Annotated in this window: 11 protein-coding genes and 4 pseudogenes; 11 read left to right on the top strand and 4 right to left on the bottom strand. The window is 75.6% G+C overall.

The window, feature by feature from the left end; genetic code table 11:
• Positions 1–107 precede the first annotated feature (107 nt).
• From ACWD3O_RS19115 to ACWD3O_RS19100, 4 genes and pseudogenes are all read left to right on the top strand, one after another.
• Positions 108–1,169, top strand: coding sequence for a P1 family peptidase (locus tag ACWD3O_RS19115; protein ID WP_451416652.1), 1,062 nt, complete (start codon positions 108–110; stop codon positions 1,167–1,169).
• A gap of 41 nt (positions 1,170–1,210) precedes the next feature.
• Positions 1,211–1,714 (top strand): FBP domain-containing protein, encoded by a 504-nt coding sequence (locus tag ACWD3O_RS19110; RefSeq protein ID WP_451416651.1) that lies wholly within the window; start codon positions 1,211–1,213, stop codon positions 1,712–1,714.
• A gap of 120 nt (positions 1,715–1,834) precedes the next feature.
• Positions 1,835–2,197, top strand: a pseudogene (locus ACWD3O_RS19105) (ATP-binding protein); the annotation flags it as partial.
• A gap of 519 nt (positions 2,198–2,716) precedes the next feature.
• Positions 2,717–2,947 (top strand): annotated as a pseudogene (locus ACWD3O_RS19100) (SpoIIE family protein phosphatase); the annotation flags it as partial.
• A gap of 726 nt (positions 2,948–3,673) precedes the next feature.
• Here ACWD3O_RS19100 and ACWD3O_RS19095 read toward each other — a convergent pair.
• Both ACWD3O_RS19095 and ACWD3O_RS19090 read right to left on the bottom strand, forming a co-directional pair.
• Positions 3,674–4,453, bottom strand: a pseudogene (locus ACWD3O_RS19095) (alpha/beta fold hydrolase); the annotation flags it as partial.
• Between the two features lie 123 nt (positions 4,454–4,576).
• Positions 4,577–4,933: pseudogene (locus ACWD3O_RS19090) on the bottom strand (DUF6086 family protein); the annotation flags it as partial.
• Between the two features lie 126 nt (positions 4,934–5,059).
• Here ACWD3O_RS19090 and ACWD3O_RS19085 point away from each other — a divergent pair.
• A complete protein-coding gene (locus ACWD3O_RS19085; RefSeq protein WP_451416650.1) occupies positions 5,060–5,533 on the top strand; it encodes a hypothetical protein in 474 nt (157 codons plus the stop codon).
• Here ACWD3O_RS19085 and ACWD3O_RS19080 read toward each other — a convergent pair.
• A complete protein-coding gene (locus ACWD3O_RS19080; protein ID WP_451416649.1) occupies positions 5,449–5,907 on the bottom strand; it encodes a VOC family protein in 459 nt (152 codons plus the stop codon). The genes ACWD3O_RS19085 and ACWD3O_RS19080 overlap by 85 nt on opposite strands.
• Before the next feature lie 108 nt (positions 5,908–6,015).
• Between ACWD3O_RS19080 and ACWD3O_RS19075 the strand changes: the two genes are divergently transcribed.
• Positions 6,016–6,885 (top strand): alpha/beta fold hydrolase, encoded by an 870-nt coding sequence (locus tag ACWD3O_RS19075; protein ID WP_451416648.1) that lies wholly within the window; start codon positions 6,016–6,018, stop codon positions 6,883–6,885.
• 3 nt (positions 6,886–6,888) lie between these two features.
• On the opposite strand, the gene ACWD3O_RS19070 is transcribed toward ACWD3O_RS19075, so the two are convergent.
• Complete coding sequence (locus ACWD3O_RS19070; RefSeq protein WP_356132063.1) at positions 6,889–7,479, bottom strand: helix-turn-helix domain-containing protein; 591 nt, start codon at positions 7,477–7,479, stop codon at positions 6,889–6,891.
• Between the two features lie 49 nt (positions 7,480–7,528).
• Between ACWD3O_RS19070 and ACWD3O_RS19065 the strand changes: the two genes are divergently transcribed.
• The 5 genes from ACWD3O_RS19065 to ACWD3O_RS19045 all read left to right on the top strand — a co-directional run bounded on the left by ACWD3O_RS19065 (position 7,529) and on the right by ACWD3O_RS19045 (position 14,259).
• A complete protein-coding gene (locus ACWD3O_RS19065) occupies positions 7,529–8,467 on the top strand; it encodes a class I SAM-dependent methyltransferase (protein ID WP_451416647.1) in 939 nt (312 codons plus the stop codon).
• Positions 8,468–8,497: 30 nt separating this feature from the next.
• Positions 8,498–9,448 (top strand): NAD(P)/FAD-dependent oxidoreductase, encoded by a 951-nt coding sequence (locus ACWD3O_RS19060; protein ID WP_451416646.1) that lies wholly within the window; start codon positions 8,498–8,500, stop codon positions 9,446–9,448.
• Positions 9,449–9,641: 193 nt separating this feature from the next.
• Positions 9,642–10,520 carry a class A beta-lactamase gene (bla, locus tag ACWD3O_RS19055; RefSeq protein WP_451416742.1) on the top strand — a complete coding sequence of 293 codons (879 nt, stop codon included), beginning with the start codon at positions 9,642–9,644 and terminating at the stop codon, positions 10,518–10,520.
• A gap of 99 nt (positions 10,521–10,619) precedes the next feature.
• Entirely contained in the window at positions 10,620–13,325 is a 2,706-nt protein-coding gene (locus ACWD3O_RS19050) for a SpoIIE family protein phosphatase (protein ID WP_451416645.1), read from the top strand.
• A 28-nt stretch (positions 13,326–13,353) separates the two neighbouring features.
• Positions 13,354–14,259: an SDR family NAD(P)-dependent oxidoreductase gene (locus ACWD3O_RS19045; RefSeq protein WP_451416644.1), complete on the top strand. Its 906-nt coding sequence runs from the start codon at positions 13,354–13,356 to the stop codon at positions 14,257–14,259.
• Positions 14,260–14,278 lie beyond the last annotated feature (19 nt).

Here is a 14,278-nt window from a genome sequence, read left to right as displayed (position 1 = left end):
GGAGTTCTGGGGAGTTCGGGGGGCGGGGGAGTTCGGGGGAAGGGCTGACGCCCGGACGGGCGACCGGCAGCATACCGACCGGTACGTACCTGGGATAGCGTTCGGGCATGACCGACGCCCCGCACCCCGACCCCCTGCCGTCCGCCTCCCGCCGGGCCCGTGAACTCGGCCTCGGCGTCGGGTCCTTGCCCGCCGGGACGCACAACGCGATCACCGACGTCCCGGGCGTGCGGGTCGGGCACACCACCGTGCGCCGGCCGCCGCGGATCCACAGCGGCGTGACGGCGATCGTGCCGGACGGTGTGGGACCCGAACGCCCGCTGCCCGCCGGGGTGTTCAGCGGCAACGGCTACGGAAAGCTGATCGGCGCCACGCAGATCGCCGAGCTGGGCGTGATCGAGACGCCCATCCTGCTGACCTCGACGCTCTCCGCCTTCCGGGTCGCCGACGCGCTGGTCGGCTGGGTGCTGGAACGGCCCGGCCGGGAAGGGGTGCTGAGCCTCAACCCGGTGGTGGGGGAGTGCAACGACGGGCTGTTGTCGGACATCCGGTCCCGCCCCGTCCGCGAGGAGCACGTACGGGCCGCCCTGGACGCCGCGGAGGCCGGGCCGGTGGCCGAGGGATGCGTCGGCGCCGGAACCGGAACCACGGCGCTCGGCTTCAAGGCGGGCATCGGCACCTCCTCACGCCTGGTGCCGCTGGACGGCCGGGACGCCACGGTGGGCGTCCTGGTGCAGGCCAACTTCGGCGGGACGCTGCGGGTGCGCGGGCGCGAGGTGACCCCGGCCGACGTCGGCGTCCCCGCCCGGCCCCCGGCGGCCGACACCGGCTCCTGCATGGTGGTGGCCGCCACCGACGCGCCCCTGGACGCACGGCAGCTGGGGCGGGTCGCCCGGCGGGCGGTGTACGCCCTGGGCCGGACCGGCGCCTCGTACAGCCACGGCAGCGGGGACTACGGACTCGCCTTCACGACGCGCCCGCCGGAGCGGCCGGTCGCGGACGCGGCGCTGGACCCGCTGTTCCGGGCCGTGCTCGACGCGGTGGAGGAGGCCGTGCTCGACTCCCTGCTCACCGCCGACAGGACCGAGGGCCTCCGGGGCGACGTGCTGCACCCGCTGCCGGGCGACGCCCTCCTGCGGCACCTGGCCCGTCCCGCCCTAGAGAAATAATCATTTTGCCTAAAGGTATTAGGCGACCTAGCCTCGATGCCGTGCGACAGATCTCCGACACCGACATCCGGTCCAGCTTCGTGAACTGTTCCAAGGGCGAGGCCAAGCGCCTCGGCCTGCCCCGCGACCTGGACGGGACGCCCTGGGACGACCTCGACTTCCTGGGCTGGCGCGACCCCGGAGCGCCGGACCGCGCGTACCTGGTCACCGAGCGCGAGGACGGCCGGCTGCTCGGCCTCTCCCTCCGGGCGGTGACGGCGGGTCCCGCGCGCGGATTCACCGCGCGGTCGCTCTGCTCGCTCTGCCTGACCACCCACGTCCGCGGCGGCGTGGTCCTGATGTCCGCCCGCCGTACCGGCGAGGCCGGCCGGCAGGGCAACACCGTCGGCCAGTACCTCTGCTCCGACCTGGCCTGCTCGCTCTACCTGCGGGGGAAGAAGGAGAGCTCCGCGGGACGCGGCTTCGACGAGAGCATCGGGCTCGACGGGAAGATCGCCCGGATGCGGGACAACCTCGACGCCTTCCTCCGGATGGTCACCGCCTGACCGCCTGACCGCCCGCCGGACGCCCGGTCGCCCGGCGGACCCGCCCGCCGGGCCGCCCGGACGCGGCGCCCCGGCGGTGTCTGCCGTGCCGGTCGCCGGACGCGGGCCACACTGGGACCCATGCCCGAGATCTCCCCGCACGCGCCGATCGTCAGACGGTTCGCCCCGCGCCCTGGGAGCGTGGCCGAGGCCCGGAGATTCGTGCGGCACACCCTGGACGACGCGGCCGCCCGGGTGCCGGCGGAGGACGCCGAACTCCTGGCCGGCGAGCTGGTCACCAACGCCGTCCTGCACGCGCGCACCGATGTCGAGGTGTCCGTGCGGCTCGGCGGCGACCGGGTCGGGATCAGGGTGGGCGACGAACGGCCGGGCCTGGGACCGATGCCGCAGCACGACCTCCAGCCGTACGAGGCGACCGGCCACGGCCTCACCGTCGTCCAGCGGCTGGCCACCCGGTACGGCGTGGAGACCGGCGCCGACCGCAAGACGGTCTGGTGCGAGATCGGTCCCCCGGGCACCGCGCGGGAGGACTCCGGCTGGGGGAGCGCCGCGGCGAGCGCCGCACCGCGGCGCACCGTGACGCTGATCGACCTGCCGCGCGCCCTCTACGCGGCCTCCCACCGCAACCGGGACGAACTGCTGCGCGAGCTGACGCTCGCCGCCTGCGCCGGCGACGACCTCGGGGTCCGGCGGGAGGACCTGTACGTCGCCAACGACGCCAACCACATGATCGGCTCCTGGGTGACCACCGCCCTCGACGAGCAGCCGCCGTCCGAGGGCGGCACCAGCTCCCTGACCCTCTCGGTCCCCGCGGACGCCTCCCCGTCGGTCCTGGTACTGCACCGGGTGCTGGACCGGGCCGAGGAGGCCGCCCGCGGCGGCCGGCTCCTGGCCCGCCCGGCCCTCCCCGCCGTCCGGGCGCTGCGGAGCTGGCTGTTCGGCCAGATCGCCGGGCAGCCGGCGGGCGGGTACCCGACCGCCTGGACGGTGATCCCCCGCGACCCGCCCCGCTCCACCGTGCTCCTCTACACCGACGGGCTGATCGAGCGCCGGGACGAGGGCCTGGGCAGCTCCCTGGAACGGCTGCGGCGGCACACCGCCGACCTCGCCCGCGAGCCGCTTGACGTGTTCTGCGACGAACTGCTGATCCGCCTCGGCGCGGACGGCGCCGACGACATCGCCCTGCTCGCCCTGCGTCCCGTCCCGCCCGCGGCCCCGGCTCCCGCGGACTGAGCCGGGGCGTGCGCCGCCCGCGTTCCGCCGACACGGGGCCGCGGCGCACGCCCGCGGGCGGCCTCAGGCGTCCGGGCGGGCCGGTTCGATCAGGGTCTCGGAACCCAGCGGGACGAACCCGGCGGCCAGGAAGGCGCGCAGCGAGCGGGCGTTGCCGGGGGCCACGGCGGCGAACACCGGCGCGTTCACCGGCAGCAGGGTCAGCGCGTCGGTCAGCAGGGAGCGGCCGTGGCCGCGGGCGTGCTCCTCGCCCGGAGCCAGCTCGATGCTCAGCTCGGTGCGCCCCGCGAGCCCTTCGGCCAGGGTCACCAGGCCGCGCGGATCGCCGAAGACCCGTACCGAGCGCCGCAGCCGGCGGGCGTGCCGCACCCGGGGGTGTTCGTCCAGGCCGGACAGCGGGCGCAGCCGGGCCGGGCCGCCGGCGCCGCGGGCGACCAGCACGACGTCGATCGTCCCCACCACCCCGGAGGGTCCCGCCAGGCCCCGCAGGAAGTCCGGTGCGAGCGACCCGCCGAAGCCGTCGGGGCCCAACGCGAGCACCCGGCCGGCGGGCAGCGACGTGGCGACCATCGCGTGACCGGTGAGACCGACCGAGCACTCCGGCCCGAACGGCGGCCGGGGCAGGACGGTGACCGCCCCGTCGGCCTCCGGGAAGCGGCCCTCGGCGGCGTCGAGCAGCAGGGACAGCAGCGGGTGGGGCGGCGCGAACTCCTCGCGGTGGGCGTCGAGGAAGGCCAGCAGCCCGGCGTCGAACCGCTCGGGCCGCTCCAGGTTGGGCAGATGGCCCGCGTCCGGCACGACGGTCAGGACGGACCCGTCGATCAGCCGGTGCGTGGCCTCCGCCTCCGCGACGGGCGTGTAGGTGTCCTCCGCGCCCACCAGCAGCAGCACCGGCACCCGCGTGTCGGCCAACGAGGCCCGGTAGTCGGGGCGTTCGGCACGCGCCCGGAGTGCCGCCGCGGCGCCCGCAGGCACGGTCGCGCGCATCATGCCGGTCACCCGGGCGGCCACCTCGGGCAGTTCGGTCACATGGCGGGGCGTGATCATCCGGTCCAGGACCTCGGCGGCGTACCCGTCCATGCCCTCCGCGAGGAGCCGGTCGGCGAGGGTGTTCCGCACACGCCGGCCCTCCTCGGTCTCGGCCACCGGGGAGGTGTCGGCCAGCACCAGCCCCGCCGTGCGCGCCGGGTGCAGCCGGTGGAACTCCATGGCGATCTGCCCGCCCATCGACAGCCCCACCACCACGGCCCGGGGCACCTCCAGGCGCCGCAGCAGCGCGGCCAGGTCCTCCGCGTAGTCCGACCACACCGTCCCGCCCGCGGCGACCGGGCTGGCGCCGTACCCGCGCAGGTCCGGCAGGATCACCCGATACCCGGCCGCGACCAGCGCCTCGGCCTGCGGCCGCCACATGCTCCGGTCGAAGGGGTGCCCGTGCACCAGCAGCACGGGCACGCCGTCCGCGGGCCCGAGGTCGTCGTGCACGAGCGTCACCCCCGGCCGGACCACGACCGTGGCCGAGCGCGCCTCCTCCCGCGACGGAACGGCGGAACCGGTCCCGGCGGCGGCGTCAGGACCCTTGGGCAGCGGCTGCCAGGCGGCGGGGCGGCGCGGCAGGTCCATGGCGTCCCGATACCGGGCGTGCCCGGCCACCAGGTCGTCGTCGGCCGCCCCCGGCCTGCGCGCGACCCTGCCGCCCGCCGCCTCCAGCAACACGGCCGAGGCGAGCAGCAGCCCTCGTGCGAGGCCACGCAGGACCGTGCCGTCGGTGCCCCCGCCGACGCCCAAGTACGCGTCGTACTGGGCCTGGACGAACCGGCCGAACACCACGGGGTCGACCTCGTCGCCGCGCGGCGTCCGGGTCAGCCCGCTGGGGACACCGAGCCGCCGAGCGGCGCCCTCCGCGTGTTCCCGGTAGGCCGCGCCGACCTCGTCCCCGGCGTTCCAGAGCGTCACGGTGCCGCCGCCGGTCTCGAACGGATGGCTCACGGAGCCTCCCCCCTGTTCGGTTTCCGCGGCCGGACGGCCGCCGCCGCCATCATTCAAGATCAGCCGGGGCGGCCGGGGCGCACCCGCACATTTTCGGCCACACCCGGCCCCGCGTAGGCTGCTGCGGTGTTCGACGACCTGAAGATCAGCGTCCTGCCGCCCGGTCCGCGGTACCCCGTCCCCACCGTCCGGGTGTGGATCGACGGGGAGGAGGCCGTCGAGGCGGCGGTGGGCCCGGGCGGGCGGGGACGGCCGGCCGTCGTTCTGCTGCCGCCCGGCCGCCCGTCCCCGCTGCGCGCCACCGGGGAGCCGCGCCGCGTCGCGCTCGGTGAACCCGGGTGCACGGGCGGATGCTGCGGGTGGCTGTCCGTCGTCGTGTGGCGCTGCGGCGGTGTCGTGGAGTGGGCCGACTGGGAGGCGCCCGCCCTCGAACAGCCGCCCCCCGCCTACCACTTCGACGCCGACGCCTACGACGCGGAACTCGCCCGCGCCGAACGGGAACGCTGGTGGGAGGTCTACTCGGCGGAGGCCGGGTTCGCCGGGTCCACCGCCGTGAGCGAGACCGTGCCGTCCTCCGCCACCGACCAGCCGGGGTTGTGACAGACCTCCCAGCGGTGGCCGTCCGGGTCGGCGAAGTAGCCGTGGTACCCGCCGAAGGCGGCCCGTTGCGCCGGCTTGAGGATGCGCGCCCCGGCCCTCTCCGCCCGGGCCATCGCCTCGTCCACCTCCGCGGCCGAGCCCACGTTGCACGCCAGTGTGAACGGGGTGCCGGCGGTGGCCGGGTGGCCGATGTCGGCCCCCAGGTCGTCCAGGCCGAACAGACCCAGCGCCAGGCCCCTGCCCACCTGGTAGAAGACCACCTCGTCCACCGCCAGCAGCGGACTCCAGCCCAGCCCCTCGCTGTAGAAGCGGCGACTCGTCCCCAGGTCCCGCACGCCCAGGGTCACCAGGCTCAACTGCTGTGTCGTCGTCATGCGTTCACGGTAGACGCCGGCTCGGACGGCGACGGCGAGGCACGGACGCGGCACGCCGGGGTACCCGGCTGCCCGCCGGAGGACGGCCGACGGCGGGAGGGTGGCACCATGTTCGCGAACTTCACCGAGACCCGGATCGACACCGGGGAGGCCTCGGTCTTCCTCCGCCACGGCGGGCAGGGGCCGCCCGTCCTGCTGCTGCACGGGCACCCGCGCACCTCCGCGACCTGGCACCGGGTCGCGCCGCTGCTGGTGGACCGCGGGTTCACCGTCGTCTGCCCCGACCTGCGGGGCTACGGCCGCTCCCGCGGCCCGGCCCCCGCACCCGACCACAGCGCCCACTCCAAGCGGGCGATGGCCGGTGATCTCCTCACGGTGATGCGGGAGTTTGGGCACGAGCGGTTCCTGCTGGCCGGACACGACCGCGGCTCGTACGTCGCCCTGCGGCTGGCGCTCGACCACCCCGAGGCGGTGACCCGGGTGGCGCTGCTGGACTGCCTGCCGATCAGCGAACACCTCGCCCGCGCCGGGGCCGATTTCGCCACCCGGTGGTGGCACTGGTTCTTCTTCGCCCAGCCGGACGTCCCGGAACGCGTCATCACCGCCGACCCCGACGCCTGGTACCGCGGCGACCCCGACGCCATGGGGCCGGAGAACCACGCCGAGCGGCTGGAGGCGGTGCGCCGCCCGGAGGTCGTGCGGGCCATGCTGGAGGACTACCGCGCCGGACTCACCGTCGACCGGGCCCACGAGGAGGCCGACCGTGCGGCCGGCCGCCGTGTCCGCTGCCCCGCGCTGATCCTCTGGTCGCTGCGGGACGACCTCGAGGAGCTCCACGGCGACCCGCTGGAGATCTGGCGCGACTGGGCCGACGACGCCCGCGGTCACGGCATCGACTCCGGACACCACATGGCCGAGGAGGCGCCGGAGGCCCTCGCAGCGGCCCTGGGTGACTTCTTCACCCCGACCGGCGGCTGAGTCTCACGGCTGCACGCCGTGCTCGCCGGCGTGCAGGTGGGACCGCTCCCCGTTGTGGTCGAAGATGGTGAGGATCTCCACCGGGCCCTCGTGTGCCCGGATCGCATGGGGCGTCATGGTCGAGAACTCCGCGGCGTTCCCCGCCTGCACCAGCATCGTGCGGTCGCCGAGGTGCAGGCGGGCCGTCCCGGAGAGCACCGTGAACCACTCGTGGCCCGGGTGCACCTTCAGGCTGTCCGGGCGGAACGGGAGGTCGGGCGAGATCCGCATCTTCGCGACCGTCACCCCGTGCAGGGACGCCTCCCGGGACAGCAGCCACAGGGTGATCCCGGGGGTGTGCGCCGGCTGCGGGCGGATCACTACGTCCTCGTCGGACGGGGACTCGACCAGCTGGTCCAGCGTGGTGTCCAGCGCCCGGGCGATCGGGACGAGCTGGTCCAGCGAGATCCGGCGGTGCCCGGTCTCGATCCGGCTGAGACTCGACGGGCTGAGGTGGGCCCGCACCGCAAGGGCGTCGAGGGACCAGCCGCGGGCATGCCGCAGGCTGCGAATCCGTTGCCTGATGAGACCGTCCAGGTCGACTTCTTGCGTCATGGGCAAGAGTGTATGCCTCTAGGGCATGGGCCGCCTTACGGTGGACGACATGACGCACCACGACGCACCCGCCCACGGCCCCCACCATGCTCACCCCGACCCGCACCACCGGCACGGCGAGCACCGGCACGGCGAGCACCGCCACGGCGGCGACGCCGCCCACGCGGGACACCACCACGACCACGCGGGCGACACCGCCCACGCCGGGCTGCTGGAACTCGAGGCCCGCGCCTTCGGGCCGGCCCTGGAGGAGGCGCTGACCCGCGCCGTGACCGCCCTCGGCCCCTCCCGGCCCCGGAACGTCGCCGACCTCGGCAGCGGACCCGGACAGGGGACGCTCGCCCTGGCACGGCACTTCCCCGAGGCCCGGGTGACCGCCGTCGACCTGTCGACGGTGATGCTCGACCGGGTCACGGCCGCGGCCCGTGAGGCCGGCCTCGGCGACAGGGTGCGCACCCTCCCGGCCGACCTGGACGCCGGCCTGCCCGCCGGCCTCGCCCCGCTCGACCTCGTCTGGGCCTCCTCCTCGCTCCACCACGTCGCCGACCCCGCGGCCCTGCTGCGGCACCTGCACGCGGCGATCGCGCCGGGCGGCCTGCTCGTCGTCGTCGAGTCCGACGGGATGCCGCGGTTCCTCCCGGACGATGCGGGCGCCGGGCGCCCCGGCCTGGAGGACCGCTGCCGTGACCTGGCGGCCCGGGCCGGCTGGAACGCCCACCCCGACTGGCGGGACGACCTGGAGCGGGCCGGGTTCGGGCCCGTCGAGCGCTGGACCGTCACCGCGGAAGACCCCGCGGGCGAGGAGTCGGCCCACTACGCCCAGCAGGTGCTCGGCCGGTTCCGCGTCGCCCTGGAGGACCGGCTCGCCCCCGACGACCTCGCCGCCCTCGACCGTCTCCTCACCCCCGGCGACCCCGCCCACCTCGGCCACCGCCGCGACCTCGTCCCCCGCTCCGTCCGCACCGTCTGGGCCGCCCGCCGGTCCTGACCGCCCCACCCACGAAGGAGAGAGACACCCATGACCTCCGTGACCCCCATGACCACCACCGAACCGCACGACACCACGGCCACCGCCGACGTCCTGATCGTGGGCGGCGGCCCCGCCGGCCTGAGCGCGGCCGTCGCCCTGTCCCGGTCCCTGCGCGAGGTGATCGTGGTGGACGCCGGCCACCCCAGGAACGCGCCCGCCGCCGGCGCCCACAACGTCCTCGGCCAGGAGGGCGTCGCGCCCCTGGACCTGCTGGCCGCGGGCCGCCGCGAGGCCGAGGGGTACGGCGCCCGCATCGTCGAGGACCGCGCCGTGACCGCCCGCCGCACCGACGACGGCTTCCTCGTCACCCTGGCCGGCGGCGGCGCCGTCCGCGCCCGCCGGCTGCTGCTGGCGACCGGGCTCGTCGACGAACTGCCCGACATCCCGGGCGTGCGGGAACACTGGGGCAGCAGCGTGCTGCACTGCCCCTACTGCCACGGCTGGGAGGTCCGCGGCCGGCGGATCGCCGTGCTCGCCACCGGGCCGCACGCGCCGCACCAGGCCCAGCTGTTCCGGCAGCTCAGCGAGGACGTCACCCTCCTGCGCAACACCATGCCGGAACCCGAGGACGACACGTTCGCACGGCTCGCCGCCCGCGGGATCCACGTGGTGGACGGGACCGTGGAACGCCTGGTCGACGACGAGGACGGCACCCTGCGCGGCGTGCGCATGGCGGACGGGCGGGAGATCGCGGCGGACGCCGTGGTCGTCGGCCCCCGGTTCCTCGCACGCGGCGACCTCTACGAGCAGCTGGGCGGCACGCTCACGGAACACCCGCTGGGAACCTTCGTCGCGGCGGACCCGCAGGGCCGGACCGAGATCGACGGCGTCTGGGCCGCGGGCAACGCCGCGGACCTCGCGGCCATGGTGACCGTCGCGTCCGCGGCCGGCCTGATGGCCGGCGCCGCCCTCAACGCCGACCTCGTCGCGGCGTCCTGAGAGGCCGGCGCGCGGTGCCGCGCCGGACCGGCGGCCGAGGGAACCGGGGAGCGGGGGAGCGGCGTCGTGGCACGGGATGGATGATCACCGAGGAACGGAGAGAGCGATTTCCGACGCACCTGCCTTCGGCCCCACCCGCCGCGCTGTGCCGGCTCCCACCCGCCGCACCCTGCTCACCGCCACCGCGGCGACCATGACCCTCCTCGCCGCCGGCCCCGCCGCGGCCGCCGCGCACGACACCCGCGCCGCGCGGGACACCCGCGCCGCGGACGACGCCCCCGGGACGCCGTCGGCCCGCCTGCGCGGACTCGAGGACCAGCACGGCGCCCGCGTGGGCGTTCTCGCGTGGAACACGGCCACCGGGGTCACCGTCCGGCACCGCGCCGACGAGCGGTTCCCGATGCTGTCCGTGTTCAAGACGCTCGCCGCCGCCGCGGTCCTGCGCGACCGCGACACCGACGGCACGTTCCTCGACCGGCGCATCCGCTACACCGAGGCCCAGCTCGTCGAACCCACCGCCATCTGCCGCGCCAACCTGGCCACCGGCATGACGATCCGGGAACTCTGCGACGCGGCCGTCCGGTACAGCGACAACACCGCCGGCAACCTGCTCCTGCGGCAGATCGGCGGCCCGCACGGCATCACCCGCTTCGCCCGCTCGCTCGGCGACCAGGTGACCCGGCTCGACCGGTGGGAGCCCGAGCTGAACTCCGGCGAAGCCTGGCGGGAGACCGACACCACCACGCCCGCCGCCATCGCGGAGACCTACGCGCGGCTGGTGCTCGGCGGCGCCCTGGAGCGGGCCGACCGGGAACTGCTCACCTCCTGGCTGCTGGGCAACACCACCGGCGACGCGCGGCTGAGGGCCGGCCTGCCGCCGGAGTGGACGGTCGCCGACAAGACCGGCGCCGCCGACACCTACGGCTCGCTCAACGACGTCGCCGTCGTGTGGACCGAGGACGGCACGCCCCTGGTGATGGCCGTCCTGACCACCAAGCCCGACCGGGACGCGCCCCGCGACGACGCACTGCTCGCCGACGTGGCCCGCATCCTCAAGGACGCCCTGCGCTGACCCGCGCCGGGACCCCCGCCAGGCGCGCCGGCCCCCGGCCGTAGCCCGTCCGGCGGCGGGCCCGCGCACACCCCGCCGGGCGGCGGCACACTGGTTCCCATGGACAGCCCGCCGTCGCCCGGAGCGCCGCGATCCCGGCGGTTCGACGGGCGGCGGGCGGACAGCGTGCCCGCCGCCCGCCGGTTCGTGGCAGCCGTCCTCGACGAGGCGTCCGTCCCCGAGGAGACGGCGGCCACCGCCCGGCTGCTGACCAGCGAACTCGTCACCAACGGCGTCCTGCACACCCGCACCGGCATCGAGGTGACCGTCCGCGTCGACGGGCCGCGCATCCGGGTCGACGTCGCCGACGACCGCCCCGACCTGCTGCCCCTGCCCCGCGACTGCCCTCCCAACGCGGGCACCGGCCGCGGCCTCGGCGTGGTGTCCGAGCTCGCGGACCGGCACGGCGTCGAGCAGGAGGAGTCCACCAAGCGCGTCTGGTTCGAACTGCTGCCGGACGGGACCCCCGGCGGGCGCTCCCGCTGGACCGAGCCCGGCCCGCTGTCCGCCGGCGCCACCGTTCCCGTCGTGCTGATCGACCTGCCGCAGGCCCTGCACGTCACCTCCCAGCAGCACCGGCACGCCCTGCTGCGCGAACTCCTCCTCGCCGGGGCGATCGGCGACCGGCTCGGCATCGACGCGGACGACCTGCTGGCCGCGCACGACACCAACAACCTGATCAGCACCGCCGTCGCCGTCGCCCTCCGCGACCGGCCGGGCGTCGCCGACATCCGCACCGTCAGCCTGGTGCTGCCCGCCGACGTGGCCCCGGCCGTCCGGCTGCTGCGCCGGGTGCTGGACACGGCCGAGGAGGCCGGCCGCGACGAACTCCTGCTCACCCGGCCCGCCCTGCCGGAGAGCCAGGCGCTGCAGGACTGGCTGCTCGACCAGATCGCCGGACAGGCCGACGGCTCGCTGCCCACCGCCTGGACCGTGGTGCCCCGCGACCCCTCCGCCAGCCCGCTGGACCTGGTCCCCTGGGACGAGGACCAGGTCCACAGCAGCCGCCTGCCCACCGTCGTCGCCGACGACGACAACCTGATCATCGCCGCCAACACGGCCGCCGCCGACCTCCTCGGCTGGGACCTCGACGACCTGGTCGGCCGGCCGCTCACCGCGCTGATCCCCGAGCACCTGCGCGAACGGCACCTCGCGGCCTACCACTCCCTGCTGCTGAGCGGCCGGCCGCGCATCCTGGGCCGCGCCGTGCCGCTGCCCGCGCTCCACCACCAGGGCCACCTCGTACCGGTGCGGCTGCTGATCCACTGCCAGGAGATGGCCGACGGGCGCACCGTGTTCATCGGCCAGATGGTGCTCCGCAGCACAGCTCTCGGCCCGGAACCGCGGCCCGCGCGCCGACGGCCCGTCATCCCCGCCAGGGAGACCACCGAGCCCTTCGGCCGCCCGCACCCGCCCCCGCAGACCCCTGAGGCCGGCCCCGGACTGCCGGAGTTCGGGCGCCGCCCGGTCGCCGCCGTCGCCGCGATGGAGGCCATGGACCGGCTCGGCCTGCTCGCCGACGTCGGCCGGGAACTCGCGGACGCCTCCGAGCTGGGGCGGGGACTGCACTCCGTCTGCGAGCTCCTGGTCAGGCGGCTGGCCGACTGGTGCGTCGTCGACCTGCTCGACGGCGACTCCGTGGAACGGACCGGCGTCACGCACCGCGACCCCCGGAAGGTCAGGCCCGGCGGGTCCGAGGGCCGCCTGCCGGCCATGTCGGACAAGGCACGCGGCCCGCTCGCCCGCACCCTCCGCGGCGCCGGACCCCTCCTGCTCGCCCCCGACATCCCCTCCCGGCCGGGCGAGTGCGCCCTCGACTCCGGCTACCGCCGGCTGTTCGAGGAGATCGGCGCCACCAGCGCCGTCGTCGCCCCGCTGCGCGCCCGCCGGCAGATCTTCGGTGCCCTCACCCTCGTCCGGGACGACCCGGAGCGCCCCTTAGCCGAGGACGACCTCGCCTTCATCGACGACCTCGCGCGGTCCGTCGCCCTCGCCGTCGAGAACCAGCGCCTCTTCGAGGGCACCCGGTACATCGCCGAACGGCTCCAGCGAGACCTGCTGCCCACCCTGCCCCAGGTGCCCGGGCTGGAGATCGACGCGAGCTACGCCACGTCCTCCGTCACCACGCAGGTCGGCGGCGACTGGTACGACTGCTTCCTCCTGCCCGACGGGCACACCGCCCTGGTCATCGGCGACGTCGCCGGACACGACCTGGAGGCGGCGATCACCATGAGCCAGCTCCGCAGCATGCTCCGCGGCATCGCCCTCGACCGGCAGGAACCCGCCGAGGCGGTGCTGCGCCGCCTCGACACGGCGGACCGGAGCCTGCGCTCGTCGACCACCGCGACCTGCGTCTACGGCATCGTCCGCGAGCACACCCCCGGACGGTGGCGGTTCGACTTCTCCTCCGCCGGACACCTGCCGCCCCTGCTGGTGCACCCCGACGACGGGGCCCGCCTCCTCGAGGAGGACGACGGGCTGATGCTCGGCACCGGCCACGACCTGCCGCGCACCGGCGCCTCGGTGGACATCCCCGAAGGGGCGACCCTGCTGCTGTACACCGACGGCCTGGTCGAACGGCGGCACGAGCACCTCGACGACTCGCTGCGGAGGCTGTGCGACCAGGCCGCGGCCCTCGCCCACGCCCCGCTCGGCACCCTCTGCGACGAACTGCTGATCCGCCTCGGCGCCGACGCCACCGACGACGTCGCCCTGCTGGCCGTACGGCCCCGGCGGCCGGGGGAGGAGGACCCTGCCGGCGCATGACCTCGGGCGGGACGGTTACCCCGCTCCCATGAACACGCACGCAAGCACCCCCGCCCCCGGCGACCCCGGCAGCCGCCGACCGGTCGCGCTGGTGACCGGTGCCTCCCGCGGCATCGGCTTCGAGCTCGCCCGTGAGTTCGCCGAACACGGCTACGACCTGCTGATCAACGCCGAGGACGAGGCCGTGGAGGAGGCCGCCGCACGGCTGCGGGAGACCGGCGCGGATGTGCGAGCCCTCCGCGCCGACCTCCGCGACCCGGAGGCGGTGGCCCGGGTCGCGGCCGTCGCCGGAGAGTTCGCGGTGGACGTGGCCGCGCTCAACGCGGGGGTCGGCAGCGGCGGCGCCTTCGTGGACACCGACCCGGACGACGACCGCGAGGTGATCGACCTCAACGTGACCTCCACGGTCCTGCTCGCCAAGCCGCTGCTGCGGCGGATGGTGGAGCGCGGTGAGGGACGGATGCTGTTCACCTCGTCCGTCGCCTCCCTGTCGCCCGGCTCCTTCCAGTCCGTCTACAACGCCTCGAAGTCCTTCGTGCAGTCCTTCGCCCAGGCGCTCCAGGAGGAACTGAAGGACACCGGCGTGACCGTCACCTCCTTCATGCCCGGCCCCACCGACACCGACTTCTTCCGCCGCGCGGGCATGGAGGACACGCGGATCGGCACCATGGAGAAGGACGACCCCGCCCAGGTGGCCCGGCAGGCGTTCGAGGCCGTCACCAAGGGCCGGAAGAAGCTGGTCACCGGCTCCGCCCAGACCAAGGCCCAGGGCACCGTGCAGAAGGTGATGCCGGACAAGGTGAAGGGGCTCTTCCACCGCAAGATGGCGGAACCGGGCACGGGCGAGCCGGGCGCCGGTGAGTCGGGCGCCGGTGAGTCGGGGGCGGGCGGGCCGGGCGCGGGCGAGGGCAGGTCCGGCCCCGGGTCCGCGTAGACCGCGCGAAGGCCGGTGC

The organism is Streptomyces sp. NPDC002640, assembly GCF_053592575.1.
Note: the sequence above shows the minus strand (reverse complement) of the source record. Positions and strands in the feature narration are given on the sequence as shown.

Bases quoted from the DNA above. Each gene is read 5' to 3' on its own strand.
- ACWD3O_RS19115 (WP_451416652.1), top strand. From the start codon at position 108: ATGACCGACGCCCCGCACCCCGACCCCCTGCCGTCCGCCTCCCGCCGG.
- ACWD3O_RS19080 (WP_451416649.1), bottom strand. From the start codon at position 5,907: ATGACGACGACACAGCAGTTGAGCCTGGTGACCCTGGGCGTGCGGGAC.
- ACWD3O_RS19075 (WP_451416648.1), top strand. From the start codon at position 6,016: ATGTTCGCGAACTTCACCGAGACCCGGATCGACACCGGGGAGGCCTCG.
- ACWD3O_RS19070 (WP_356132063.1), bottom strand. From the start codon at position 7,479: ATGACGCAAGAAGTCGACCTGGACGGTCTCATCAGGCAACGGATTCGC.
- ACWD3O_RS19065 (WP_451416647.1), top strand. From the start codon at position 7,529: ATGACGCACCACGACGCACCCGCCCACGGCCCCCACCATGCTCACCCC.
- ACWD3O_RS19060 (WP_451416646.1), top strand. From the start codon at position 8,498: ATGACCTCCGTGACCCCCATGACCACCACCGAACCGCACGACACCACG.
- bla (WP_451416742.1), top strand. From the start codon at position 9,642: ATGACCCTCCTCGCCGCCGGCCCCGCCGCGGCCGCCGCGCACGACACC.
- ACWD3O_RS19050 (WP_451416645.1), top strand. From the start codon at position 10,620: ATGGACAGCCCGCCGTCGCCCGGAGCGCCGCGATCCCGGCGGTTCGAC.
- ACWD3O_RS19045 (WP_451416644.1), top strand. From the start codon at position 13,354: ATGAACACGCACGCAAGCACCCCCGCCCCCGGCGACCCCGGCAGCCGC.